The organism is Glutamicibacter sp. PAEs-4, from assembly GCF_051161755.1.
In the GTDB taxonomy this organism is placed as follows: Bacteria; Actinomycetota; Actinomycetes; order Actinomycetales; family Micrococcaceae; genus Glutamicibacter; species Glutamicibacter nicotianae.
On record NZ_CP195017.1, the window covers coordinates 3,140,855 to 3,163,068 of the forward strand.

The window sequence follows — 22,214 nt, forward strand, 5'->3', positions numbered from 1 at the left end:
AAAAGCAAAGGACAGCGCATGGCACGCAGGGAGCAAACCGTCAAAGTCGCGGGGCACACGCTGAAGGTCAGCAATCTGGACAAGATCTTGTACCCGCAGACCGGAACCACCAAGGGAGAAGTCATGGACTACTTCCAGCAAGTGGCTCCGGTGCTGATCCCGCATGCCGCCTGGCGCCCCGCTACCCGCAAGCGCTGGGTGGACGGGGTGGGCACTGCCGAAGAACCGGGCAAGGTGTTTTTCCGCAAGGATCTTGAAGACTCCGCCCCCAGTTGGATTCCCTCGGCCAAGCTGCAGCACAAGACCCATCTCAATACCTATCCGCTGGTCAATAACGAGGCGGTGCTTGCCTGGCTGGCCCAAATGGCGGCGCTGGAAATCCACGTTCCCCAATGGCGTTTCGATTCGTCGCTGGAACCTGCCAACCCGGACCGGCTGGTTCTGGACCTCGATCCCGGTCCCGGTGCCGGCTTGGAGCAGTGCGCTGAAGTCGCGCTGATCTGCCGCGAGATCCTCGACGGCATGGAGCTGCCCAGCTTCCCGGTGACCTCTGGTTCCAAGGGCATCCACCTCTATGCCGGGCTGGATGGCAAATACACCTCCGACCAGGTCAACGAGGTGGCCAAGGAACTGGCCTCGACGTTGGAGAAGGAGCACCCGCAACTGGTTCTCGCCAGCATGAAGCGCTCGCTGCGCGAGAACAAGGTGCTCATGGACTGGAGCCAGAACAACGCCTCGAAAACCACTGTCTGCCCATATTCCCTGCGCGGCCGCGCCCGGCCCACCGTCGCCGCCCCGCGGACCTGGCAGGAAATCGAAGCGCAGGGGTTGGAGCAGCTGGACTTCCACGAGGTGCTGGAGCGCATTGCCGATGGAATAGAACCGCTGGCGCAACTGGCCTCGGCGCAACGGCAGGACCCGGATCGCCTGGCGGCCTACCGCTCCAAGCGCGATGCGGCGCTGACACCCGAACCGGTGCCGGAGCAATCCGGGAAAGCTGAGAAGGCACAGTCCGTCCAGTCCGGCAATGGAGGCACCGGGTTGTCTTTCGTCATCCAGGAACACCATGCCCGCCGGCTGCATTGGGATTTCCGCCTGGAGCACGAGGGAGTGCTGGTCTCCTGGGCAGCGCCCAAGGGCCCTCCGCTGGAACCCGGAGTCCAGCGCCTCGCGGTCATGACCGAAGACCATCCACTATCCTACGCAAGCTTCGAAGGCAGCATCCCGAAGGGGCAATACGGCGCCGGGGAAGTATCGATCTGGGATTCGGGCCGGTGCGTTATCGAGAAATGGCGCGGAAACAAAGAAGTCATCGCGGTACTCACCGGTGATCCAGCAGGAGGACTGGGCGGCGTGCCACGGCGTTTCGTGCTGATCCACGCCGCAGGGATGGGCGGAAAGGACAATTGGCTGCTTCAGCTGGCCAAGGACCAGCCTTCGGCAGCCGAGGGCGGGGCGCCCGCTGATTCCAGTGGCGCAGGACCGGACGATGCTCGCGAGCCCAGCGCCAAGCAGTCCGCGGCTGACCTGTCGGGCCAACCGTTGCGCCCCATGCTGGCCGTGCCTGGCACGGCCAGCGGCATCTGCATCGAGCAGGACTGGAGCTTTGAAATGAAGTGGGACGGCTACCGCGCAATTGCAGTAGTAGGTGACGGCGGAACGAAACTGATCAGCCGCAACGGCCATGACCTGACCGGCGACTTCCCGGAACTTGGAATTCTCGGTTCGCTGCTGCCGGACCGCTCCGTAGTGGATGGGGAAATCGTTGCCCTGGATCCTTCAGGCCGCCCAGATTTCTCGCTGCTCCAGCAACGGGTGTCCCACCAGCGCAAGAAGCGCACGAAGCAGGCCTCGGCCATCAGGATCCAGTACATGCTCTTCGACGTGCTGCAGTTGCCTGCCGGCAAAGGCGCCGGGCTAGAGGATCTGACTGCGCTGCCCTACGAGCAACGCCGCCAGCGGCTTGCGGGCCTGGATATCGACCACCAGTACGTGCAGGTTCCCCCGGCCCACACCGGGACCTTGGAACAAGCCATCGGGACCAGCCGCGAGCTAGGCCTGGAAGGCGTGGTGGCCAAGGAACGCGACTCGGCATACGAGCTGGGCCGGCGCAGCGGCAGCTGGTTGAAGCTCAAGCACCAGCTGCATCAGGAAGCCGTGGTGATTGGCTGGCGGCCAGGGCAGGGGTCGCGCAGCCGCAGCCTGGCGTCGCTGCTGCTGGCCATTCCGGGACATGGCGGTTTGGAGTACGCCGGCCGGGTGGGCACCGGATTCAGCGACACGCAACTTGCCGAGATCCGCGAACGGCTTGAGAAGATCGAGCGCAAAACTCCCCCGGCCAAGGACATTCCGGCAGCGCATCGGCGCGATGCCCGCTGGGTGAGCCCGAAATATGTGGCAGAAGTCCGATACAGCGAACTGACCTCGGAGCGCCTTCTGCGCCATCCAGTGTGGCGCGGTTGGCGCGACGACAAGCATCCGGATGAGGTCCACTGGGAAACAGCGGATCCTTCCGGAAACCGAACCGCAAATGACAGCTAAGACAAGGAGCAAAACATGAAATTGCTGGCAAAGATCTTCGGAACCCTGGTCTCGCTCGGCGCAGGCTGGCTTGGCGCCAAGCTCGTCTCCGGGATCTGGCACAAGGCCATGGGCGAAGAACCGCCGTCACTGGCCAACCCGGAGAAGCAGCAGCAGGCGGCCGTAGGCAAGGTGCTCGCGTTCGCCGTGATCTCAGGTGCAAGCGCCTCTGCCATCCAGGCGTTGGCCAAACGGTGGACGCGTTCCCTTGAAGCCAAGGCCGCGGGCCGGTAGCTGGCCGCAATCAGGCCGGTACCCCGATGCACCGGGTCGGGCAGCTGTTGCCCAGCTGCCCGACCCGGTGGTTTCCGGTCGTGCGGAAAAGTTTCCCCGGTGCATCCACCACCGTGATGAATCGCGGATGCCTGAAGCCCCTTGGGAAACGAACGGTGATCATCTGGCCGGCCGGTTCATATTCCCCGCCGAAAGATCTCAGCCGTAGCGAATACGCATGGAGATCTGCGATGGCAGGCAAGAACAGCTTCGGACAGGTCGGCAATCTCGAGGATGCCGTAAAGCAAGGCCGCCGAGGTGCAGCGATTCAACTCGCGGAAAAACACCGATTCCTCTGGCATCTGGGCAATCACCAGCTTAGAATGAAAAGAAAATATCACTATACGAAAGTGGGATCCATGCCCGTCCAGTCCTCTCCCATAGCCGCAGGCCAGCCAGCTCCCGACTTCTCCCTGCAGGACGCCAAGGGGGAAACGATTTCCCTTTCCGACTATTCAGGGCAGAAGGTTATCGTCTATTTCTACCCCAAGGCCGCAACTCCAGGCTGCACCACCGAGGCCTGCGATTTCCGCGACAACCTCAATTCGTTGCAAGCGGCAGGATACTCCGTCCTGGGCATCTCCCCGGACACACCGGAAGAGCTTGCGGCCTTCGCCAACGATGAATCGCTGAACTTCCCGCTGCTTTCCGATCCTGGCAATGAAGTTGCGGCAGCCTACGGCTCCTATGGCGAAAAGACCATCGGTGGAAAAACGATCGTGGGCACGTTGCGCTCCACTGCAGTCATCAACGAAGATGGCAGCATCCAGCAAATCGAATATTCGGTGGATGCCACGGGACATGTAGCCCGACTCCGCGACTCGCTGGGAATCTAGAGGATTTCACACCTGGTTCTCTCCTGCACCAGCAGTGATGCTTCAGCCGGGGCCAGCTTCGCCTGGCCCCGGCTGCGCTCCGCCGGCCGCGCTGGGACTGTCAAGCTATATCTGCATTTCGGCATGGGCGTTGGCCAAAAGATGCATGAAAGCGCCACGGTCGAATGCAGCTCGCTGGCGGACCGCGCCATTGCCCGTCTCCAGCATATTCCTCAGGGAAATTACGGCGAAGTCGTAGTCCCCATGATCTCGCAGTGCGTTTTCGGCAATACGCAGCAGCCTGCGAGCCAATTCCTTCACCGCAATCGATGCGCCGGTGCCCGTATCCACTTGCCCTCCGGTGATGCCATTCTTGGCCGCTTGCCACAATGACAGATCCAGGACTTCGGGAAGATACTCGACAGCTTCGAATACACCGGCCACGGCAGTCTCGACCAGTCCCCGCATGAGCACGGCAAGCAATACCGAATCTTGTGCTCTGAGCTGCGAATCCGCAACACGAATTTCGATTGTGGGGTACTTTTCCGACAGCCGTGCTGACCATCCGATATGCCCGGGGTCGGGCACAGCAGCGGTGCCATTGATGCGCGCAAGTCGCGTCTCGTAGTCCCGGAAGTCTGCAAAGCATGGCGGGATTCCCTGGACAGACCACTTCCGGTAATGAATGGTTCTCCATGATGAAAAGCTGCTGTCAACTCCTCGCCAATATGGTGAGTTTGCACCTAATGCGCAAAGGAAGGGCAGCCAGCCACGCAAGAAGTTGAGTGCACGAACGCCGGCTTCCGAATCAGGGATGGAGACATGGACATGCAAACCGCACATGTAGTGCTCTGCAGCTATTCCTGAAATAAATTTGCCAATTTCCTAGCGTTGTCGGTAAATTCCGGAGACTGCTGGGCAATCATGGGCGCGGCGCCTATGCCCGCGACCAGCAGGCCGCTAGAGGCCGCTTTGCTTGCCAGGGCCCTGCGAAAGCTTCCCAACTCCCGCAACGCCTGGTCCCGGTCTTCGCAGACGGAACTCGCGTGTTCAACTTGGCAAGCTAGAAACTCATTTTGCACTTCCCCGTCGCGTTGCGAATCCAGTGATTGCCGGAACGGCTCATGATCCGCACTGGCAGGCAATCCCGTTTCTGCGTCCAACATGAAGAATTCTTCTTCAATGCCAAAGGTACTCATCTCATGCCTCCCTGAATTGGTTTGCATCGGCGCCAAGCTAGCAACTGGCCAGCGTTGAATTTCCAGTTCGCCACAGGACCATCCGCATCACTTGTTTGCGCCATTGCGCGTGCGGTTTTTGAAACATTAGTTCGCATGCCTTGGATGCACCCGGTTGAGGCAGAGATTCCCATGGACCTCCCATCAATCCGACATGAATCGAACACGAAGGCTGCAACAGTTCCGGATGTGGAATTGATGCGCTGCAGGGTCCTCGCCCGCGTTAATCCGGCGAAGTTCGGATGATATTGCGGAACCTGCCAACCAGCTACTGACTAGTAGGGAAACTGGGGCTGGCAATAGGCTGGGTGCGGATTGCTTCCCCGCCCACGCCCAAGCCCAATACCCTACGCTTGAAGTACACTCCGCTTCTCATTGACGGCGAACTATGCCCTGCCAGCAAGCCAACCCGCAATCTGCGAAGTGGCGTGACTTCTGGGGATAACTCGAAAGTTACGAACAAAGTGGAGGTAGTACCAATGTCAGGACATATGGTCAGGTCGAAAACTGCTGAACGTGTCGCGGAACTTCTGGGATCCCGAGAGGGACGCTCCCATCTGAGCGAGCATGGATGGATCCAGGGAATGCCGGTGATCAATGGACAAATCAACGAGCCGGTTGACGATGTCATGGGTCTCGTTTCCGTTCACAATTGCCCTGTGCTGGTGGCAATACTCGACAACCAGGGTGAGCGGCTTCGTTTCATTCACGTCTCGCCACCAAATGATGCTCTCGAAATAGTTGAAGAAACTCCGGCGCACCACCCGATCTGCTCTCTTTTCGAGCTAGCCGAGGAACACGGCATGCTGGAGTTCCGAGTCCGGTACTGGGCGCACACTGCTGTTGCAAACGCCCTTCCGGACTTCACACCGAAAGAACAGGTGCAAATGACAATGCTGCGCAGATAAATTCCGAACTGCGCGACGTACTTCAGCCGGGAATGGCCGGCTTGCGCCATACCGCTAGGCACCGATTGCAGCCTAAGGCGCCAAAACGAGAACGGTCCTGCCCTCCGATTTACGGGAGGCAGGACCGTTGTCGTTTTGCGGACGGCTAGCGGCCGGCGATCTTCACCAGCTTGTGGTTGATGAATTCATCCATGCCGTACTTGCCCAGCTCACGCCCGATGCCCGAGCGCTTCACTCCCCCGAAAGGCAGCTCAGGGTAGGAAGCGGATGGCTCATTGATGGCCACCATGCCGCTTTGCAGCTGCAGTGACACGCGCTGCGCGCGTTCCATGTCCTGCGTGTGGATGGAAGCTCCCAGCCCGTAGTCGGTGTTGTTGGCCAGGGCCACGGCTTCCTCTTCGCCGTCCACCTTGTAGAGCACGGCGACCGGGCCGAAGAGCTCTTCGGAGAACGCGCGCATCTCGGGAGTCACCCCGGCCAGCACGGTCGGTTCGTAGAATGCGCCATCGCCCTGGATCGGCTTGCCGCCAGCCAGCACCTGGGCACCCTTGTCGATGGCATCCTGCACCTGGGCGGCCAGGCCATCGCGGGCAGCGGCAGAAGACAGCGGGCCGAGGAAGTTCTCTGGCTGGGACGGGTCACCCACAGTGATCCCGGAGACCTGCTCCACCAGTGCCTTGGAGAAGTCCTCGTAGACCGAGGAGTCGACGATGAAGCGCTTGGCGGCATTGCACGCCTGCCCGGTGTTGCCGAACCGTGCACGCATGCCCAGCTTGGCGGTGCGCGCCACGTCTGCGTCCTCGAACACCATGAATGGATCCGAGCCGCCGAGTTCTAGCACGACCTTTTTCAGGTTACGTCCGGCAATTTCCGCCACGGCAGCGCCGGCGCGCTCCGAACCGGTCAGCGAGACGCCCTGCACCCGGCGGTCCGCGATCATGTCCGCGACCTGCTCATTGGTGGCAAAGATGTTCACGTACGCACCCTGAGGCGCACCGGCTTCGCGGAAGATCTCTTCCATGGCAAGCGCCGACTCCGGGCACTGCGGAGCGTGCTTGAGCAGGATAGTGTTGCCGTTCATCAGGTTCGGTCCGGCAAAGCGGGCGACCTGGTAGTACGGGAAGTTCCACGGCATGATGCCCAGCAGCGCGCCCACTGCTTCCTTGCGCACCAGCGCCGTGCCGCCGGAGGCGATTTCCAGCTCCTCATCCTCCAGGTACTTCGGGCCGTTCTTGGCGTAGTAGCGGTAGATTGCCGCCACGATGCCGATTTCGCCCAGCGCCTGCTTGATGGGCTTGCCCATTTCGCGGGTGATAATCGCGGCCAGTTCCTCGGCTCGTGCCTCATAGATGTCGGCCACGCGCTCGAGCAGGGCGACGCGCTCCTCCAGCGCGGAGACCGACCACTGGGTGTAGGCGTTATGCGCCTTGGCCATGGCTTCCTGGATCTGCTCATCGGTGGCGGTCGGGTAGGTTGCCTCGACGACGCCGGTGGCAGGGTTGGTTACCGCATACATGCTCATGCCGCTCCTTGGATTTCGCATCGATTAGTGTCCACAGCCCAGTCTGCCAGCAATGCCTGGGCGTTTGGCAAGCAGATGCCGCCGGATGACCAGTATTCATTGCAGCCGTGATTCAGCTGTACTCAGCCGAGTCCGTGTCGGGCACTGCCGTCACCCTCGCACAGGCAAGCCCAAGGTTTCTGCCACTGTCTTGACGAGGGAAAACATGATTCAGCGCCCGAAATTTCCGACGCACGACACAGGTTGGAACCGTGCATGGATCAAATTAGCTAAGCTAACTACCTGACTAGCGCATCGAAAGGGAAGCACTCAAATGAACCACTCGCCACCGCCAGTCCAGCTCATGTGGTTCCGTGATGACCTGCGCACCGCAGACAATCCGGCGTTAGCTTCCGCCTTGTCTGCAGGACCAGTGATCGCGGTATTCATTCTTGACGAGGATTCCCCGGGCATTCGCCCATTGGGTGGTGCGGCCAAGTGGTGGCTGCACCAGGGGTTGGGAAGCCTGCGGGCGTCACTGGTGGAACTGGGCATTCCGCTTGTCCTGTCCAAAGGTTCAGCGGACGAAAAAATCACGGATTTGGCCAAGCAAACCAAGGCCGGGGCTGTTCACTGGAACCGTCGTTATGGTCAACCGGAACGCGAGGTGGATACCCAAGCCAAAACCGCACTACGCGACCTCGGACTCGAAGCTCACAGCTATCCCGGCACGCTATTGCACGAACCGTGGGAACTGATGACCAAGAACGAAACCGGCTACAAGGTCTTCACACCTTTCTACAATGCCCTGCGCGACAGCACCATCAGGCCCCCACTCCCAGCACCTACAGCCCAAGATCACGTGACCGAATCGGCAATCCCCTCCGGTCTCGAACTGGAAGAACTCGAACTGCTGCCGGCAACAACGGATTGGACTGCAGGATTGGCAGAGCGGTGGGAACCCGGCGAAGCGCCTGCGCGCCAACGGCTCGAAGAGGTCCTGGAATCAATTGCCGAAGACTATCCGGAGCAGCATGACCGTCCCGACCTGGACGGAACCTCGGCCTTGTCCCCCGCCCTGCGCTGGGGGCATCTGAGTGCGCACGAGATGTGGGATGCTTTGGGCCGGCTTGCCGCCGAGAGCCCCAAAGCTGCAGCAGGAGCCACCGCAATGCGGCGCCAGCTGGCTTGGAGGGACTTCTGCTGGCATCTGTACTACCACCACCCGCAGCTTCCCGAGCGGAACCTGCGTGCAGAATTCGACTACTTCGACTGGTCTTGGCCCGAGGACGATCAGCAAACCGCAGCCCACGTTGCTGCTTGGCAGCGCGGCAAGACGGGCTTTCGACTGGTTGACGCGGGCATGCAGCAACTCTGGAAGACCGGATGGATGCACAACCGGGTGCGCATGGTTGCAGCCAGCCTGCTGGTCAAGAACCTGCAGTTGCATTGGAAGGTCGGCGAGCGCTGGTTCTGGGACACCTTGGTGGATGCGGACATTGCCTGCAATACCGCCAATTGGCAGTGGGTTGCCGGCAGCGGCGCGGACGCTGCGCCGTATTTCAGGGTCTTCAATCCGGAATTGCAGGCCAAGAAATTCGACCCGCAAGGAAGCTATGCCTCCCGATTCGCACCGCTAGCCGCGGAGCCCATCGTGGACTTGAAGCAATCACGTCTCGATGCCTTGGACGCCTATGAGCAGATGAAACTCCGACGCGATGCAAGCTGAAGAACTCCTCGCCGGCCTCGGCGCGCTGGCACGTTCCGGGCCGCCGGGTCAGGGCAGCTGCGTCACCTGATGGACGTCAAGCTACGGCCAGCGTCCAATGGATAAATCATTCCAGCGTTCGGCTGTAACCGGGGATCGCGTCGCGAGACTACTCAGCAGCGCCATGCCTCGGTCCCGTCTATTTCCCGAGGCACCAGCCAGCAGGAAGATGAAGCCAGCGGCTGGACGATAATCGTCCACGTGCCGCTCGTTGCCTTGATCCGCTGCCTGCCTGCGGCTTCGCTCGCGCCCAATGCCTGCAAATAAGTCCAGCCAAGACCAATCCGCTTGCCATTTTCCTCCGAAGAACCATTACAGGGTTCCTCCCGGAACCCGCAGTACTCGACGCGGAACAGAATCCGTGTCCCAGGAAGGACTGATTGCAATGCGCACTTCGCCTAACCGCTTGCTCGCAACGATTTTCGGAGCCGTGTATCTCCTAGTCGGCCTGCTCGGATTCCTTGTCACTGCCGGCGTGGATTTCTTCGCCACAGAGGGCGGGAAGTTGATCATCTTCGAGGTCAATCCACTGCACAATGTCATCCACCTGGCTATCGGCGCAGCACTGCTCATCGCAGGGCTCGGATCAGTACGTGCTGCCAAGCTCGCCAACACCACGGTGGGCGCCGTCTATCTCCTCGTTGGCATTTTGGGGCTCTTCTTGGCGTCGACAGCATTGAACATTATTGCCCTGAACGGTGCAGATAACGTCCTGCACCTGGCCAGCGCACTTGTCCTGCTGTCGGTAGGCCTGTCCCAGGACCGGACTCCAGCAGCCCATACTGCACGGTCATGAATTCCCACGAGGCGACGGCCCCTGCCACCGAACCTGACATGCAAGGGCGAGATGCAACTGCGGGCTCCGTTGCCTTCGGCGGCCTATACGCCGGGATCGCTGGTCTAGGAGTCGCGGCGCTGGCCGTGGCTTCCTGCGCCAGCTTGGCATCGACGTTCGGGATCGGGTCCGCCCCGGCACCATGGTGGGCGTGGCTCGGCGCGATAGCATCCGCGGTGTGGGCAGGCATGGCGCTGGTCTACGCCGTGGCCAGCCTGCTGAAGGCAGCGGCCCCTGCCGTGAATCTCGCCGTCCCTTGCCTGGTGCTCGTCTCCTCCGTGCATTTGGCCAGCATTCTTGCCGGTCTTTGGGGGTTCCCGGAGGGAGCGAAGAATCTGGATCTCACCATTGGTTCCTTGCTGCTGCTTGAACTGTCGGTGCTGTCGGTCTTCATGTGGCAGCGCAAGCGGCGGAAGAACCTTCCGCACCGGGCAGTGCGGTCCAGCAGCCTAGTTGTCCTTGGAGGCATGTTTGCCAGTTCAGTTGCGGTTGCGGCGGTTGCCAGTTTGGGGTTGGCAGCCTCGTCCGCCGGAGAACTGGCGGTACCTCATTCCGAACACGGCATTCATCATTCGGGAGACATCGACCCGGGAATCATTCAAAAGATGAAACAGGCAGAACACCACCACTAGCCGCAGCCCGGGGGCCAGTGCCAGTTATCCGGCTGGCCCCCATAGCCGAGGACTGCTGGCTAGGCCCGCGGATCAACGATGATCTTCACGTGTTCCTCGTTGTTGTTGATCAGCTGGTCAAAGCCTTCGGAAATAAGCTCATCAAGTCCGATGCGCCCGGTGATGAACGGTGCCAGATCCAGCTTGCCGCTTTGCACCAATGCAATGGTGTCCGGATGGTCATTGGCGTAGCCAATGGTGCCTCTCAGGTCGATTTCCTTCAGCACCAGCTTGGGCATGTCCACTGCCGGCTTATGCCCCCAGATCGAGACGTTGACGATCACCCCGCCGGGCGCCACCGCATCCAGGAGCATGTCCAGCACCGCCGGGACCGAGGAGCACTCGAATCCGGCATCCGCACCACGGCCACCGGTAGCTTCGCGCACCTTCTCGGCCACGTCCCCATCCCTGGGATCGAAAACCTCGTCGGCAACCCCGGTTTCCCGTGCCTTGGCCTTGCGGGCCTCGGAGAGCTCCGAGATGTAGACCGTCAGTCCCTTGGCCTTGAGCACCGCTGCGGTCAGCAGGCCGATCGGGCCGGCCCCGCCCACGATGGCCACCTGCCCGGCTTGGGCGCCCGAGCGGACGAAGGCGTGGTGGGCCACGGACAGCGGCTCGATCAGCGCGGCTTCATCCAGTGGGATCTTGCCGATGGGGTGCACCCAGCGGCGTTCCACGACGATTTTCTCCGATAGCCCGCCGCCGCGGCCGCCCAGGCCGATGAAGTTCATGTCCCGGGAAAGCTGGTACTGCTGGCCTTCGCCGGTGTCCACATCCTCGTGGATGATGTAGGGTTCCACCACGACGTTCTCGCCGACTTTGAGGCCGGTGACGCCCTCGCCCAGGGCGGTAATGGTTCCGGAGAACTCATGGCCCATGGTCACCGGCGCGCTCTCCCCCGAGATCGGGTGCGGATGCCCGGCCGGCGGGATGAAGATCGGGCCCTCCAGGTACTCGTGCAGATCGGTGCCGCAGATGCCGCACCAGGCAACATCGATGGCCACCGTTCCGGGCTTCAGCACCGGCTCATCGATGTCTTCGATCCGGATGTCCTTCTGGTCGTAGTACCGTGCTGCTCGCATGGCTCCCCCTCGAATCTTCCTGCCTGTTCCCGACCGGCCCAATGCCGATCGGTGCTTCCAACACCCAAGCTACTGCGGCCGCCAGGATTTGAGAACCGTTGCAAGAGGTTTCACCCGATGGCCTCAGCAAGCCATCCAGTCAATGCCCAGCCAGCAACGCACGGCCTGGTTAGCGGCGCACAATGGACTATGGACATCATGTCGGCGGCGCAGCGTTCGCGGCTCATGTCGCGCATTTCCAGCAAGAACACCGGGCCGGAACTGGCCTTGCGCCGATTGCTGCATGCCGCCGGGTACCGTTACCGCGTGCACGGCATCCTGCCTGCACAGCAAGTTGCCCAGCTGCGCTCTTTGCATCCCGGGATCCCGTTGCGGGGCGGGAAGCTCCCCGGTTCCCCGGACCTCGTCTTCAGTGCCCGGCGCAAGGCGATCTTCGTCAACGGCTGCTTCTGGCACGGCCACGACTGCCCGGTGGGCCAGCGCCGCCCCGCATCCAATACGGGTTATTGGAATCCCAAGCTGGATGCCAATATCGCCCGGGACCAACGCAACCGCAGGGACCTCGAAGCACTTGGCTGGGAAACACTGACGCTCTGGGAGTGCGAACTGAAAACCATGGATGACGTCCTGCGCAGGGCAGCAAGCTTCCTCGGCCCCGTCCGCATCGCACAGCGCGGCGCCACCGCGCAGGATCCGCCCCAGGGCACCGGCGTTGGCTAAGATCGGAGAGTCCACCCTGCCGATATCGAGGCCGCCGCTAGCGGTTAGCCGAACCAACACGTTCCCCGAGGTCCATGAAAAACAGCACGTCCCGCTTCGAAGTCCCGGTACTGCTGGGAACACAGACGCTGTTCAATATCGGTTTCTACGCTGTGGTTCCTTTCCTTGCTGTAGTGCTAGCCAACGACTTCCTGCTGGCAGGTACCGCGGTGGGCCTGATCCTGGGTGTCCGGACCTTCGCCCAGCAAGGGCTCTTCCTGGCCGGAGGCAGCCTGGCCGATCGCTTCGGCGCCCGGCGCATGATTCTCATTGGTTGCGCGGTACGCGCCGCGGGGTTCTCCACACTGGCAGCCTCGCTGTCCTTGGGCGACCCGCAGCTCTGGCTATTTATCCTCGGCACATTGCTCACCGGATTCGGCGGAGCGCTCTTCTCCCCTGGCCTGAGCATCCTGGTGGGCGCGGCCCAGACCGCGCGCGACAGGGGCCAGGCCACAGGAGCCAAACGGGCCTCCCTGTTTGCCTGGCTGAGCATTACCGGAGAGATCGGCGCCGTGACCGGACCGCTGGTCGGGGCTGCACTGTGGGGCTGGGGGTTCGCAACAGTTGCAGGCTTCGGGGCGCTGTTCTTCATCGCCATCGGATTGTTCCTCGCTGCAGCCTTGCGCCGTCCCGCCCCGGACAGTTATTCGCGCGATCGCTCGGAAAGCCCGGAACAGCCGAAGCACCAGCCCGGCAGCCTGCGGCGCTGCCTTGCGGACCGGAAGTTCGTGGCGTTCTGCGCCTTGCATGCCTCGGACTTGCTGGCATACAACCAGCTCTATTTGGCCATTCCCCTGGAATTGCAACGCACTGGCATGCCCACCCAGTGGCTGGGACTGGTATTCGCTTGGATCTCTGTACTGACCTTGGGCTTGCAATTGCCCGTCGCCTGGATCGCTGCACGGATCGGCGCGGCGGCGACCCTGCGTTGCGGGTACTTCTCGAGCGTTTTGGGATTTGGCGTGCTGGCGTTCCTCCCGGCCTCTGCCTTCGGCGAGCAGACTGGTCCGATCCGCATTCTGTGCGCGGTCACTCTGCTGGCTTTGGGGCATATGAGCGTGCATCCCACGGCCTTGTCGTTGGTTCCAAAATTCGCCGGGCACCGCGCCACTGGATCCTACTTCGGCCTGCTCGCCAGCTGCGGCGGCCTGGCTGTGCTGGTGGGGAACATGCTGGTCGGGTGGCTGCTGGCGCAGGCCGGCCAGGATCTCATCCCCGGCTTCCTGCCTTGGCTTTTCCTCATGCTCCCCTTGGGCCTTGCTGCTTGGCTCGCCGCATTACTCGTGCGACGCTCAGGTGTCCTTGCCCAGGGTGCATGAACTGCGACACATGACGCTTAATCTGCGAAAAATTTCCATACGGCACCCCAACTTTGCACTACTCAGCTTCAACTCTTACAGAACGCTGCACGCGTGCTTTCCTTCCGGTTTTCAAGCGGGGTAATTATCAGCAAGACAAGGCCGCTAATTAGGGTACGCTTACCAAGGCACTATTGCATTAGATGCCAATCCATCACGTAATGCCGAAGGATTTCCATGAAACTTGGACGATTGAGCGCTGCCGCAGGATTCGCGGCCCTTGCCCTCGCGCTGGCCGCCTGCAGCTCCACCTCCGCCAGCTCCGCTCCGGAGAAAGCAGCGGACCCGGAGGCCCGGGTAGTCGTGGCCAACTTCCGTGCCCCGGTCTCCAATTGGGCGCTGGAAAGCGACGACGCCTACGTGCTCTCCATCGCCGGCTGCCTGGAAACCCTGGCCAAATACGATCAGGGAACCGAAACCGTCGAACCGATGCTCGCTACCTCCTGGAAGCAGTCCTCGGACACCGAATGGGACTTCGAGCTGCGCAAGAACGTGGAATTCCAAGATGGCACCATCATGGATGCCCAGGCCGTAGCCGCTTCACTCAACCATGTACTCAAGGCGACCGCACCGGCCCGTGCGGTGAACCCCAAGACCATCAAGAAGGTTGAAGCCCTCGACGCTGATACCGTGCGGGTCACCACCCCCGGCGCGGATCCGCTGCTGCCCTACCGCATGGCCAGCGTGAACGCAGGTGTGCTCTCCCCTGCCGCGTACACCGGCAAGGGCATCGATCCGATGAATCATTGCACCGGGCCTTTCGCCCCGGTCTCCGAAAAAGCCGGGCAGTCCCTGACCTTGGACCGCAATGAGAATTACTGGGACGGCGAAGTGAAGCTGGCTGGCGGAGAAATCCGCTACATCACCGAAGGCGCCACCCGTGCCACCCAGGTGCAGACCGGCGAAGCGGACATCTCGATGTCCATCCCGGCCACCAGCCTGGCTACCCTGGAAGCCGATGAGAAGATCAGCGTGCTGAAGGCCGATTCTCCTCGCACCTCGACCCTGTACCTGAACAACTCTCGCGCTCCATTCGACAACCCGGAGCTGCGCAAGGCCGCCACCATGGCCTTGGACCTGCCGGCCATGGCCGCGAGCATCTACGAGGGCGCTGCGCAGCCTGCCACCGGCCCCTTTGCCCCGAGCGAGCCTTGGGCCAACCCTGACCTGGCCGTACCGCAGGTGAATATCGAAGAAGCCAAGAAGCTGGTGGAAGCCTCGGGATACCAGCAGGAGAAGCCGCTGGAAATCATTGCGATCACCGAACGCGCGGAGTTCGCCGGGGTAGGCGCCATCATCCAGGAGCAGTTCAAGCAGATCGGTTTGCAGGCCAACGTAGTGACCAAGTCCTACGGCGCCGCGGAGCCCGATGTGCTGGCCGGCAAGTACGACATGATCCTCAGCCAGCGCAACCGGATGATCGACATCGCCGACCCGATCGGCTTCCTGCAGTCCGACTACACCTGCGAGGGCGGCTACAACCTGAGCCACTACTGCAACGAGGACTATGACAAGCTGGTCGGCCAGGCACTGGTGGAGAAGGATGAAACCAAGCGCCACGACCTGTACCGCAAGGCAGGCGATATCCTCGCCGAAGACGCCGCGAACGTCTGGCTGGTCAACGAGCAGGCAATTGACGCCGTGGGAGCCAAGGTCCAGGGCTACGTCCAGGACCCGCTGACCCGCTACGTGCTGACCAAGGATCTGGCGAAGACCAGCTAGCGTGTCTCCTCTTGCCACCATGCTGCGCCGGGTCCTGGGACTCGGCGCAGCAGTCCTGCTTTCGTCCTTCGCGGTATTCCTGGTCCCCTTTGTTTCCCCCGGGGACCCCGTGCGCTCCTTGCTGCGCGCCCGCATGGACATTGGGGCCGCCGACGAGGCAACAGTGCAGGCCTACGCAGAGCAATTCGGCCTGCACGACCCGATGCTGGTGCAATTCGGAAGGTGGCTGGGCCGGTTCGCCACCGGAGACATGGGCATCTCGCATATCAGTGGCACCCCGGTAGCCGACCAGGTGCTCCCGGCCATTGGCGTCACCCTATCCTTGGCCGGCAGCGCCCTGCTGGTGGCCATAGTGGCCTCCATCCTTTTGGGCGTCGCTTCGGCAACCCGCGCCGGGCAATGGCCAGATAGGCTCATCACCTCCATCACCCATGCGCTCATTGCGATCCCTGAATACGCGCTGGCTCCGCTGCTGGTGCTGCTCTTCGCGGTGCGCTTCTCGCTGCTGCCCTCGGCCGGGTTCGATTCCCCTGCCTCGTTGGTGCTCCCGGTCTTCATTCTGGCCTTGCGCCCCATCAGCTTCTTCACCGTCGCGGTGCGCTCGGGGGTGTGCCAGGCTTTGGACTCCGAACATGTGCTGGCGGCTCGTGCCCGCGGGCTGAGCAGCACCCAGGCTTTGGTTCGCCATGTGGTTCCACACGGACTGCTGCCATTGTGGACCATGGTCGGTGTCTGGTTTGCCGGGTTGCTGGGCGGGTCGGTCATCGTGGAAGTCATCTTTGCCATTCCCGGCATGGGCAGGCTGATTTTCGACTCCATCGTTGATGCTGATATCCCGGTAGCCCAGGGCGGCGTGGTGGTTGTCGTGGCCTGTGCCGTTGTGGTGACCGGAATCGTTGACCTGGTGCACAAGATCAGTGACCCCAATGTGAGGATTGGTGTACGGCATGGCTAGGAATCATTCCAGGGAAATCCTGCTTTCCCCTCCCGCGTTCATATTGCTGGCAGTGGTCATCCTGACCATCGCCGCCCCGTGGATTTCCCCTTATGATCCCAACGCCCAGAGCCTGGCGGACCGGTTGCAGGCACCCAGCCTGGCCCACTTGCTGGGCACCGATGCCCTGGGCCGCGACACCTTGAGCCGGGTGCTGCACGGCGGACAGTTCTCGCTATCGGTAGCACTGATCACCACGCTGTTCTCGCTGCTGGTGGGCACCGCACTGGGCCTGCTCAGCGCGGTGCGCGGCGGGTGGCTGGATGAGCTCTTCCTGCGTGTGAACGACTTGCTGCTCGCGCTGCCCGAAATCGTGATTGCACTGCTGATCATCGCGGTCATGGGTCCCGGATTCTCCACCATGGTGCTTTCCGTGGGCGTCGTGGCATGGACCCCCACGGCACGGTTGGTGCGCTCCATGGCGGCCCAGGCATTGAGCACCCACCATGTCGAGGCCTCCAAGCATGTGGGCGCTTCACGCTGGTTCATCCTGCGCCATCATGTCCTGCCCTTCGTCGCGGGTCCGGTGCTGGCCCAGGCCGCTTTGCGCTTCGGCCTGTTGCTCGTATTGCTCGGCTCATTGTCCTATCTGGGCATCGGGGTCCAGCCGCCGCAGTCCGACTGGGGTTCGATGCTGGCCGAGGCCCAGCCTCATGCGATCCGCTCCCCGTGGGGCATGATTGCACCGGGCGCAGCCATCTTCCTGGTCAGCTTCTGCGTTACCCTGCTGGGCAATCGCATCACCCACGTGCTGGGCGGGCAGGACGTGCTTGCTACCGAGGCCAAGGCGGAAATCCATGGCTAGAGAACTTGAATTCATTGATCTCTCGGTCAGCTCCGGCGATCAGCGGTTGCTTTCCGAGGCACGTGGCGCCTTGCGAGCCGGGGAACTGGTGGCGGTGGTAGGGCGTTCCGGTTCCGGCAAGACGCTGCTCACCAAGGCGATTATCGGCCTGCTGCCCCAGCAGCTGCGTGCTGAGGGCAAGATCCTGCTTGATGGCCAGCGTCTTGACCAGCTGGACGAGAAAGCCATGGACTCGGTCCGCGGACGACGCATCAGCATGCTGTTCCAACAGCCTAAGCGCGTGATGAACCCGCGGTTGACCATCCGCGCGCACCTGCTCGAGGCCTTGGGAGCCCACGGCTGGGGCAAAGCCCGCCAGCATGAGGATCGAGTGCTGTCCTTGCTCGAGGAAGTAGGCCTGTCTCCCGCCAAGCAGATTGCCGGCAAACGCCCGGACCAGCTCTCCGGCGGGATGGCCCAGCGCGCCATGCTTGCCATCGCCCTAGCCGCTGATCCGGAGTTCATCCTGGCCGATGAACCGACATCGTCTTTGGATTCGATCCTCAAGTCCGAGGTGCTGCAATTGCTGCGCCGGAAGCAGCAGGAGCGCGGCGTAGGCGTCCTGTTCGTTACCCATGACATCGCCAGCATCCAGCACATCGCGGATCGCGTTGTAGTAGTCAGCGACGGTCAGATTGTGGACCAGTGCCCTACCGCGCTGATCTTCTCCAAAGACCGCCACTCCAAGACACGCGAGCTGGTCGAAGCCAGCTTGCCTCCTCTGCGCACGCTCCGTGCGACGGATTCGGCATGCTTGCTCGAGGCGGTGGACGCGGGCAAGAACTATACGCGCCGCGCAAAAGGCCCGGCAGCATTGAACCCCACGAGCTTGCGCCTGCACGGTGGCCAAGTCCTGGGGGTGGTGGGCCGCTCAGGTTCCGGCAAGAGCACCTTTGCCAGGCTGCTGGCCGGGTTGGAACAGCCAACCACCGGTCGGATCATTCATGCGCACCATAATGGCGAAGCAACCCGGGTGCAGGTCATTGCCCAGGAACCGTATTCCTCCTTCGATCCCCGGCTTACCATCCGCACTTCGATGAGCGCGGCGGTGCACCGGCTGCCGGCAATCCAGGCCGGCGAGCGCATGGCGCAAGCCATGGCCCAGGTGGGATTGCCCGAGCAATTGCTGGATCGCAGGCCGGGCCAGTGTTCAGGCGGCCAGCTCCAGCGACTGGCTATCGCACGTGCGCTGCTGACCGAGCCGCAGGTTTTGATCTGCGATGAATCCACCTCGGCACTGGATTCGGTAGCCCAGCGCCACATCCTCGACCTGCTGCTTGATTTGCGCGAGCAAATGGGGCTGAGCCTCGTGGTCATCTCCCACGACATGGACGTGATCCGCTATGTGAGTGATGACGTGGCAGTGTTCTACGAGGGCGAGCTGGTGGAGCATCGCCCCCTCGACGATTTCCTGGCTGACCCGGAACACCAGCACAGCAAGGACCTCGTGGCCGCGCTGGACATCACCGCTGCGGTTCCTTCCGCCAGCTGATTTCCGCTTCCGCAAGAAAACCCGGAAGTCTTGTGCCCTGATTCGGACGGCTTATAGATTGATGGACTATGACCGACAGTTCACAGAAGAATCCGTCCATCACCCGCCGGTTGCCATTGCTGTTCCTATGCGCGGCCTTGTTCCTTTCAGGCTGTTCGGCTCCAGCCCCGGAATCCGGCGACGACCAGAAGCCAGCTTCCGACAGCACCCGGCTGGCCAGCGTAATTGAAGCCGGAACGCTGAAGGTCTGCACCACCGGGGACTACCGGCCGTTCACCTACCTCGACCCGGAAACCGGGGAATGGTCGGGAATCGACATCACGATGGCCAAGGATCTTGCCGAGTCCATGGGCGTCGAACCCGAGTTCATCCAGACCTCATGGAAGGACTTGATGCCGGACTTCCTCTCCAAGTGCGACATGGCAGTAGGCGGGGTTTCCATTTCCATGGAACGTGCCCAGCAGGCCTACTACAGCGAAGCCACACTGGACGAGGGCAAGACACCCATCACCCTGTGCGAGAACGTGGAGAAGTACGACACGATCAAGGAAATCAACCAGCCCGGGGTCCGTTCCATCACCCCGATCGGCGGCACCAACGAGAAATTCGCAGACGCGAATTATCCCGACGGGGAAATCATCCGCTTCGAGGACAACAACAAGATCTTCGATGAGATCATTGCCGGACGGGCGGATGTAATGACCACCGATGCCTCGGAAACCCGGTGGGTGGCCAATGAGCATCCCGAGCTGTGCGCAGTGCACCCGGACAAGCCGTTCAACTTCTCCCAGAAGGCCTACCTGCTGCCGCTGGGTGATGACGAGTTCCAGGAGTACGTGAACCAGTGGCTGAACATGGCCAAGAACGACGGGACGCTCGCCGCGGCCGAGAAGCCCTGGTTCGGGTAACGGCCGCCAGAACATGACAATAAGCCAGCGGCCACGACCCGAAATTTATCGGAGCGTGGCCGCTGGCTTCCTCTTTTCCTCGAACTTGCCCGGACCTCGAACTGCTAATGCATGTGGCTGCCACCATTGATATCAATAGTGGTGCCGGTGAGGTAGGAAGCACCTTCGGATGCCAGGAAGCCGATGACCGATGCGACTTCTCCAGTGGTTGCGGTGCGCCCAATGGGGATTCCCGCGGCAATGGCCGCTTCCTGCTCGTCGGTGCTGCCAACACGGATATTGGTATCTACAGCGCCTGGTGCAATCGCGTTGACGGTGACGCCGCTGGCCGAGATCTCACGGGCCAGCGCCTTGGTGAAACCGAGGATTGCCGCTTTCGCCGAGGAATAAGGAACCTTGCCGAAGACGCCGCCGCCACGTTGGGCTGACACGGAGGACATGTTGATTACTCGTCCCCATCCACTGTCGATCATTTCCGGCAGGAATGCCTTGGTAACCAAGTACGTGCCCGTGGCGTTGACGTTCATGATCTTGTTCCAGATATCCAAAGTCGTATCCAGGAAATCCACCGGGGACGTAATACCCGCGATATTCACTACGGCGCCGGTGGGAGGAAGCTCCTGTGCGGCGACGCGCGCTGCCACTGCCGCCTGCGCCGTGGCGACCGAGGACTCGTCGGCGACGTCGATCTCGTGGCCGAATGCTGGCACGCCAAATTCTTCTGCAATCTCCGCGGCTACGCGCTCGGATACGGAGTGGTTCAGATCCAGAATCGCTATGCCCCAGCCTTCCCGGGCTAAGTGCCGGGCGGTTTCGATGCCGATCCCCTGGGGCGAGGTTGCACCTGTCAGTACAGCAGTGCGCTGGATTTGTTTCATCGGATTCCTGCTTTCAATTCGGCTCGCCCTAATAACAATGAGGCGAACTTAGTGGTTATGGTGCCCTGCCTTGGACAAGCGCACCAGGAGTTTGTGGTGCACACCACGATAGTTTTGTTTACTGTTGACAGTCAACTGTTAAATTTTCTATTGACAGACCTTGTGCAGTCGCTCACACTTCTATTAGTGTTGACTGTCAACAATGAAAGTTGCCCGTATCCAACAACTCACGAAGGGAGCCACCCATGAGCAGCGAAACTCTAGAAATGCGTGGCCCGATCCACGGCACCAAGGACGCCAAGCGCGTCGCGATAGGCTCCAGCGTTGGAGCCACCATTGAAACCTACGATTTCATCGGCTTTGGCACCGCTGCCGCCCTGTATTTCGGCCACGCATTCTTCCCGGGCACCGACCCACTGCTCGGAACGCTGGCATCATTCGCCACCCTGGGCGTAGGCTTCGCCGCCCGGCCGCTCGGCGGAATTATCGGCGGCCATCTCGGTGACAAGATCGGGCGCAAGCCGGTACTTGTCACTTCGCTGATCGTCATGGGCCTGGCCACTTTCTTCATCGGTTTACTGCCCACCTATGAGCAAGTTGGCGTGCTCGCTCCAGCGCTCCTGGTTTTTGTGCGCATCGTCCAAGGACTGGCCTTCGGCGCTGAATGGGGTGGGGCAATCCTGATGACCTATGAACACGCACCATGGAAGCAAAAGGGTAGGTTCACCGGGATCGTCCAGTCCGGATTCCCAGTAGGATTGCTGCTGGCCAATCTGGTGTTCCTGCTCAGCGTGCAACTGCCTGGCGACTGGGGCTGGCGTGTTCCATTCCTTGCCAGCATCCTGCTGGTCATCGTTGGACTGGTCATCCGCTCGAAGGTCCCGGAGTCGCCTGTGTTCGACGATGTCAAGAATTCAGGGCAGATCGTCAAATCGCCGATTATGGATGTCATCCGCACCGACTGGCGCAATATCCTGCGCGGCATCGGGTTGCGCATTGCCGAGACCGCAGGCTACGCGGTCTCCATCACCTACATGATCTCCTACCTGCACACCACAGGCTTGGCGGCGAACTGGCAAACACTGACCGCTCTGAGCATCGCCTCGGCCGTTGGCATCTTCGCGACCTATCGCTGGGGCCGGCTCACCGACCGCGTCGGACGGCGCACTGTCTACCTGTTCGCTTGCGCCTTTGCCGCGCTCTTCGGCATTCCAATGTTCCTGATGGTCAATACCGGCTCGTTCCTTATGATCATCGCCACGATCGTGATCTCCTATGCGATCTGCCAGAACTCCATGGCCGGCGCCCAGGGTGCCTGGTTCCCAGAGCTCTTCCAAGCAAAGACCCGCTCCTCCGGCGCATCGCTGGCCTACCAAATCTCAGCCATGGTTTCAGGTTTCACACCGTTCATCACCACCTTGCTCTTCATGCAGTTCGGCTGGATGGGCCCGGCCGCGCTCTTCATCGGCTACGCGCTGATCGGCTTGTGGGCGGCACTGGTCACCAAGGAAACCTGGGGCGCACGCGAACGCCGTCTGGCCGACCAGGCCATCGCCGCGAATCCGCAGAAAAGCTGCGCCTGACCCCG

The 22,214-nt window shown here is 61.6% G+C and carries 20 protein-coding genes; 15 read left to right on the forward strand and 5 right to left on the reverse strand.

Going from position 1 to position 22,214, the window contains the following annotated elements:
- Positions 1–18: 18 nt before the first annotated feature.
- The 3 genes from ACR9WD_RS14825 to bcp all read left to right on the forward strand — a co-directional run bounded on the left by ACR9WD_RS14825 (position 19) and on the right by bcp (position 3,689).
- Positions 19–2,541, forward strand: coding sequence for an ATP-dependent DNA ligase (locus ACR9WD_RS14825; RefSeq protein WP_434922345.1), 2,523 nt, complete (start codon positions 19–21; stop codon positions 2,539–2,541).
- Positions 2,542–2,556: 15 nt separating this feature from the next.
- A complete protein-coding gene (locus ACR9WD_RS14830; protein WP_038993046.1) occupies positions 2,557–2,814 on the forward strand; it encodes a DUF4235 domain-containing protein in 258 nt (85 codons plus the stop codon).
- A 398-nt stretch (positions 2,815–3,212) separates the two neighbouring features.
- Positions 3,213–3,689 carry a thioredoxin-dependent thiol peroxidase gene (bcp, locus tag ACR9WD_RS14835; RefSeq protein WP_434922346.1) on the forward strand — a complete coding sequence of 159 codons (477 nt, stop codon included), beginning with the start codon at positions 3,213–3,215 and terminating at the stop codon, positions 3,687–3,689.
- 105 nt (positions 3,690–3,794) lie between these two features.
- On the opposite strand, the gene ACR9WD_RS14840 is transcribed toward bcp, so the two are convergent.
- Both ACR9WD_RS14840 and ACR9WD_RS14845 read right to left on the reverse strand, forming a co-directional pair.
- Complete coding sequence (locus tag ACR9WD_RS14840) at positions 3,795–4,550, reverse strand: carboxylate-amine ligase (RefSeq protein WP_434923219.1); 756 nt, start codon at positions 4,548–4,550, stop codon at positions 3,795–3,797.
- Entirely contained in the window at positions 4,526–4,867 is a 342-nt protein-coding gene (locus ACR9WD_RS14845; protein WP_434922347.1) for a glutamate-cysteine ligase family protein, read from the reverse strand. The genes ACR9WD_RS14840 and ACR9WD_RS14845 overlap by 25 nt, the downstream gene beginning before the upstream one ends.
- Before the next feature lie 623 nt (positions 4,868–5,490).
- Between ACR9WD_RS14845 and ACR9WD_RS14850 the strand changes: the two genes are divergently transcribed.
- Positions 5,491–5,814 (forward strand): hypothetical protein, encoded by a 324-nt coding sequence (locus tag ACR9WD_RS14850; protein ID WP_434922348.1) that lies wholly within the window; start codon positions 5,491–5,493, stop codon positions 5,812–5,814.
- Positions 5,815–5,959: 145 nt separating this feature from the next.
- Here the strand turns inward: ACR9WD_RS14850 and ACR9WD_RS14855 are convergent, their stop codons facing one another.
- Entirely contained in the window at positions 5,960–7,336 is a 1,377-nt protein-coding gene (locus tag ACR9WD_RS14855) for an NAD-dependent succinate-semialdehyde dehydrogenase (RefSeq protein WP_434922349.1), read from the reverse strand.
- 313 nt (positions 7,337–7,649) lie between these two features.
- Here ACR9WD_RS14855 and ACR9WD_RS14860 point away from each other — a divergent pair, with 313 nt between their 5' ends.
- The 3 genes from ACR9WD_RS14860 (at position 7,650) to ACR9WD_RS14870 (ending at position 10,550) form a co-directional block, all read left to right on the forward strand.
- On the forward strand, positions 7,650–9,044 hold the full coding sequence (locus ACR9WD_RS14860; protein ID WP_434922350.1) for a cryptochrome/photolyase family protein: 1,395 nt from the start codon (positions 7,650–7,652) through the stop codon (positions 9,042–9,044).
- 424 nt (positions 9,045–9,468) lie between these two features.
- Positions 9,469–9,879: a DUF4383 domain-containing protein gene (locus ACR9WD_RS14865; protein ID WP_038993038.1), complete on the forward strand. Its 411-nt coding sequence runs from the start codon at positions 9,469–9,471 to the stop codon at positions 9,877–9,879.
- The gene (locus tag ACR9WD_RS14870; RefSeq protein ID WP_434922351.1) at positions 9,876–10,550 is read left to right on the forward strand and encodes a hypothetical protein; all 675 of its coding nucleotides are present in this window, start codon (positions 9,876–9,878) and stop codon (positions 10,548–10,550) included. The genes ACR9WD_RS14865 and ACR9WD_RS14870 overlap by 4 nt, the downstream gene beginning before the upstream one ends.
- A 59-nt stretch (positions 10,551–10,609) precedes the next feature.
- On the opposite strand, the gene ACR9WD_RS14875 is transcribed toward ACR9WD_RS14870, so the two are convergent.
- Positions 10,610–11,671: a 2,3-butanediol dehydrogenase gene (locus ACR9WD_RS14875; RefSeq protein ID WP_434922352.1), complete on the reverse strand. Its 1,062-nt coding sequence runs from the start codon at positions 11,669–11,671 to the stop codon at positions 10,610–10,612.
- A 117-nt stretch (positions 11,672–11,788) separates the two neighbouring features.
- Here ACR9WD_RS14875 and ACR9WD_RS14880 point away from each other — a divergent pair, with 117 nt between their 5' ends.
- From ACR9WD_RS14880 to ACR9WD_RS14910, 7 genes are all read left to right on the forward strand, one after another.
- Positions 11,789–12,391, forward strand: coding sequence for a very short patch repair endonuclease (locus tag ACR9WD_RS14880; protein WP_434922353.1), 603 nt, complete (start codon positions 11,789–11,791; stop codon positions 12,389–12,391).
- A gap of 74 nt (positions 12,392–12,465) precedes the next feature.
- Positions 12,466–13,749, forward strand: coding sequence for an MFS transporter (locus tag ACR9WD_RS14885; protein ID WP_434922354.1), 1,284 nt, complete (start codon positions 12,466–12,468; stop codon positions 13,747–13,749).
- 216 nt (positions 13,750–13,965) lie between these two features.
- Positions 13,966–15,510, forward strand: a complete 1,545-nt coding sequence (locus ACR9WD_RS14890) for an ABC transporter substrate-binding protein (protein WP_434922355.1) — start codon at positions 13,966–13,968, stop codon at positions 15,508–15,510.
- A gap of 1 nt (position 15,511) precedes the next feature.
- A complete protein-coding gene (locus tag ACR9WD_RS14895; RefSeq protein WP_254589369.1) occupies positions 15,512–16,465 on the forward strand; it encodes an ABC transporter permease in 954 nt (317 codons plus the stop codon).
- A complete protein-coding gene (locus tag ACR9WD_RS14900; protein ID WP_423299311.1) occupies positions 16,458–17,309 on the forward strand; it encodes an ABC transporter permease in 852 nt (283 codons plus the stop codon). Before ACR9WD_RS14895 ends, ACR9WD_RS14900 begins: the two co-directional genes overlap by 8 nt.
- The gene (locus ACR9WD_RS14905) at positions 17,302–18,840 is read left to right on the forward strand and encodes an ABC transporter ATP-binding protein (protein WP_434922356.1); all 1,539 of its coding nucleotides are present in this window, start codon (positions 17,302–17,304) and stop codon (positions 18,838–18,840) included. The genes ACR9WD_RS14900 and ACR9WD_RS14905 overlap by 8 nt, the downstream gene beginning before the upstream one ends.
- A gap of 68 nt (positions 18,841–18,908) precedes the next feature.
- The gene (locus ACR9WD_RS14910; protein ID WP_073706974.1) at positions 18,909–19,748 is read left to right on the forward strand and encodes a transporter substrate-binding domain-containing protein; all 840 of its coding nucleotides are present in this window, start codon (positions 18,909–18,911) and stop codon (positions 19,746–19,748) included.
- 104 nt (positions 19,749–19,852) lie between these two features.
- Here ACR9WD_RS14910 and ACR9WD_RS14915 read toward each other — a convergent pair whose 3' ends face one another.
- On the reverse strand, positions 19,853–20,626 hold the full coding sequence (locus tag ACR9WD_RS14915) for an SDR family NAD(P)-dependent oxidoreductase (protein ID WP_434922357.1): 774 nt from the start codon (positions 20,624–20,626) through the stop codon (positions 19,853–19,855).
- A 245-nt stretch (positions 20,627–20,871) separates the two neighbouring features.
- On the opposite strand from ACR9WD_RS14915, the gene ACR9WD_RS14920 reads away from it, so the two are divergent.
- Positions 20,872–22,209: an MFS transporter gene (locus ACR9WD_RS14920; protein WP_434922358.1), complete on the forward strand. Its 1,338-nt coding sequence runs from the start codon at positions 20,872–20,874 to the stop codon at positions 22,207–22,209.
- The last annotated feature ends 5 nt before the right edge of the window (positions 22,210–22,214 follow it).

Bases quoted from the DNA above. Each gene is read 5' to 3' on its own strand.
- ACR9WD_RS14875 (WP_434922352.1), bottom strand. From the start codon at position 11,671: ATGCGAGCAGCACGGTACTACGACCAGAAGGACATCCGGATCGAAGAC.
- ACR9WD_RS14880 (WP_434922353.1), top strand. From the start codon at position 11,789: ATGGCCTCAGCAAGCCATCCAGTCAATGCCCAGCCAGCAACGCACGGC.
- bcp (WP_434922346.1), top strand. From the start codon at position 3,213: ATGCCCGTCCAGTCCTCTCCCATAGCCGCAGGCCAGCCAGCTCCCGAC.
- ACR9WD_RS14920 (WP_434922358.1), top strand. From the start codon at position 20,872: ATGAGCAGCGAAACTCTAGAAATGCGTGGCCCGATCCACGGCACCAAG.
- ACR9WD_RS14825 (WP_434922345.1), top strand. From the start codon at position 19: ATGGCACGCAGGGAGCAAACCGTCAAAGTCGCGGGGCACACGCTGAAG.
- ACR9WD_RS14885 (WP_434922354.1), top strand. From the start codon at position 12,466: ATGAAAAACAGCACGTCCCGCTTCGAAGTCCCGGTACTGCTGGGAACA.
- ACR9WD_RS14845 (WP_434922347.1), bottom strand. From the start codon at position 4,867: ATGAGTACCTTTGGCATTGAAGAAGAATTCTTCATGTTGGACGCAGAA.
- ACR9WD_RS14915 (WP_434922357.1), bottom strand. From the start codon at position 20,626: ATGAAACAAATCCAGCGCACTGCTGTACTGACAGGTGCAACCTCGCCC.
- ACR9WD_RS14850 (WP_434922348.1), top strand. From the start codon at position 5,491: ATGCCGGTGATCAATGGACAAATCAACGAGCCGGTTGACGATGTCATG.
- ACR9WD_RS14890 (WP_434922355.1), top strand. From the start codon at position 13,966: ATGAAACTTGGACGATTGAGCGCTGCCGCAGGATTCGCGGCCCTTGCC.
- ACR9WD_RS14830 (WP_038993046.1), top strand. From the start codon at position 2,557: ATGAAATTGCTGGCAAAGATCTTCGGAACCCTGGTCTCGCTCGGCGCA.
- ACR9WD_RS14900 (WP_423299311.1), top strand. From the start codon at position 16,458: ATGGCTAGGAATCATTCCAGGGAAATCCTGCTTTCCCCTCCCGCGTTC.
- ACR9WD_RS14860 (WP_434922350.1), top strand. From the start codon at position 7,650: ATGAACCACTCGCCACCGCCAGTCCAGCTCATGTGGTTCCGTGATGAC.
- ACR9WD_RS14865 (WP_038993038.1), top strand. From the start codon at position 9,469: ATGCGCACTTCGCCTAACCGCTTGCTCGCAACGATTTTCGGAGCCGTG.
- ACR9WD_RS14905 (WP_434922356.1), top strand. From the start codon at position 17,302: ATGGCTAGAGAACTTGAATTCATTGATCTCTCGGTCAGCTCCGGCGAT.
- ACR9WD_RS14910 (WP_073706974.1), top strand. From the start codon at position 18,909: ATGACCGACAGTTCACAGAAGAATCCGTCCATCACCCGCCGGTTGCCA.
- ACR9WD_RS14855 (WP_434922349.1), bottom strand. From the start codon at position 7,336: ATGAGCATGTATGCGGTAACCAACCCTGCCACCGGCGTCGTCGAGGCA.
- ACR9WD_RS14870 (WP_434922351.1), top strand. From the start codon at position 9,876: ATGAATTCCCACGAGGCGACGGCCCCTGCCACCGAACCTGACATGCAA.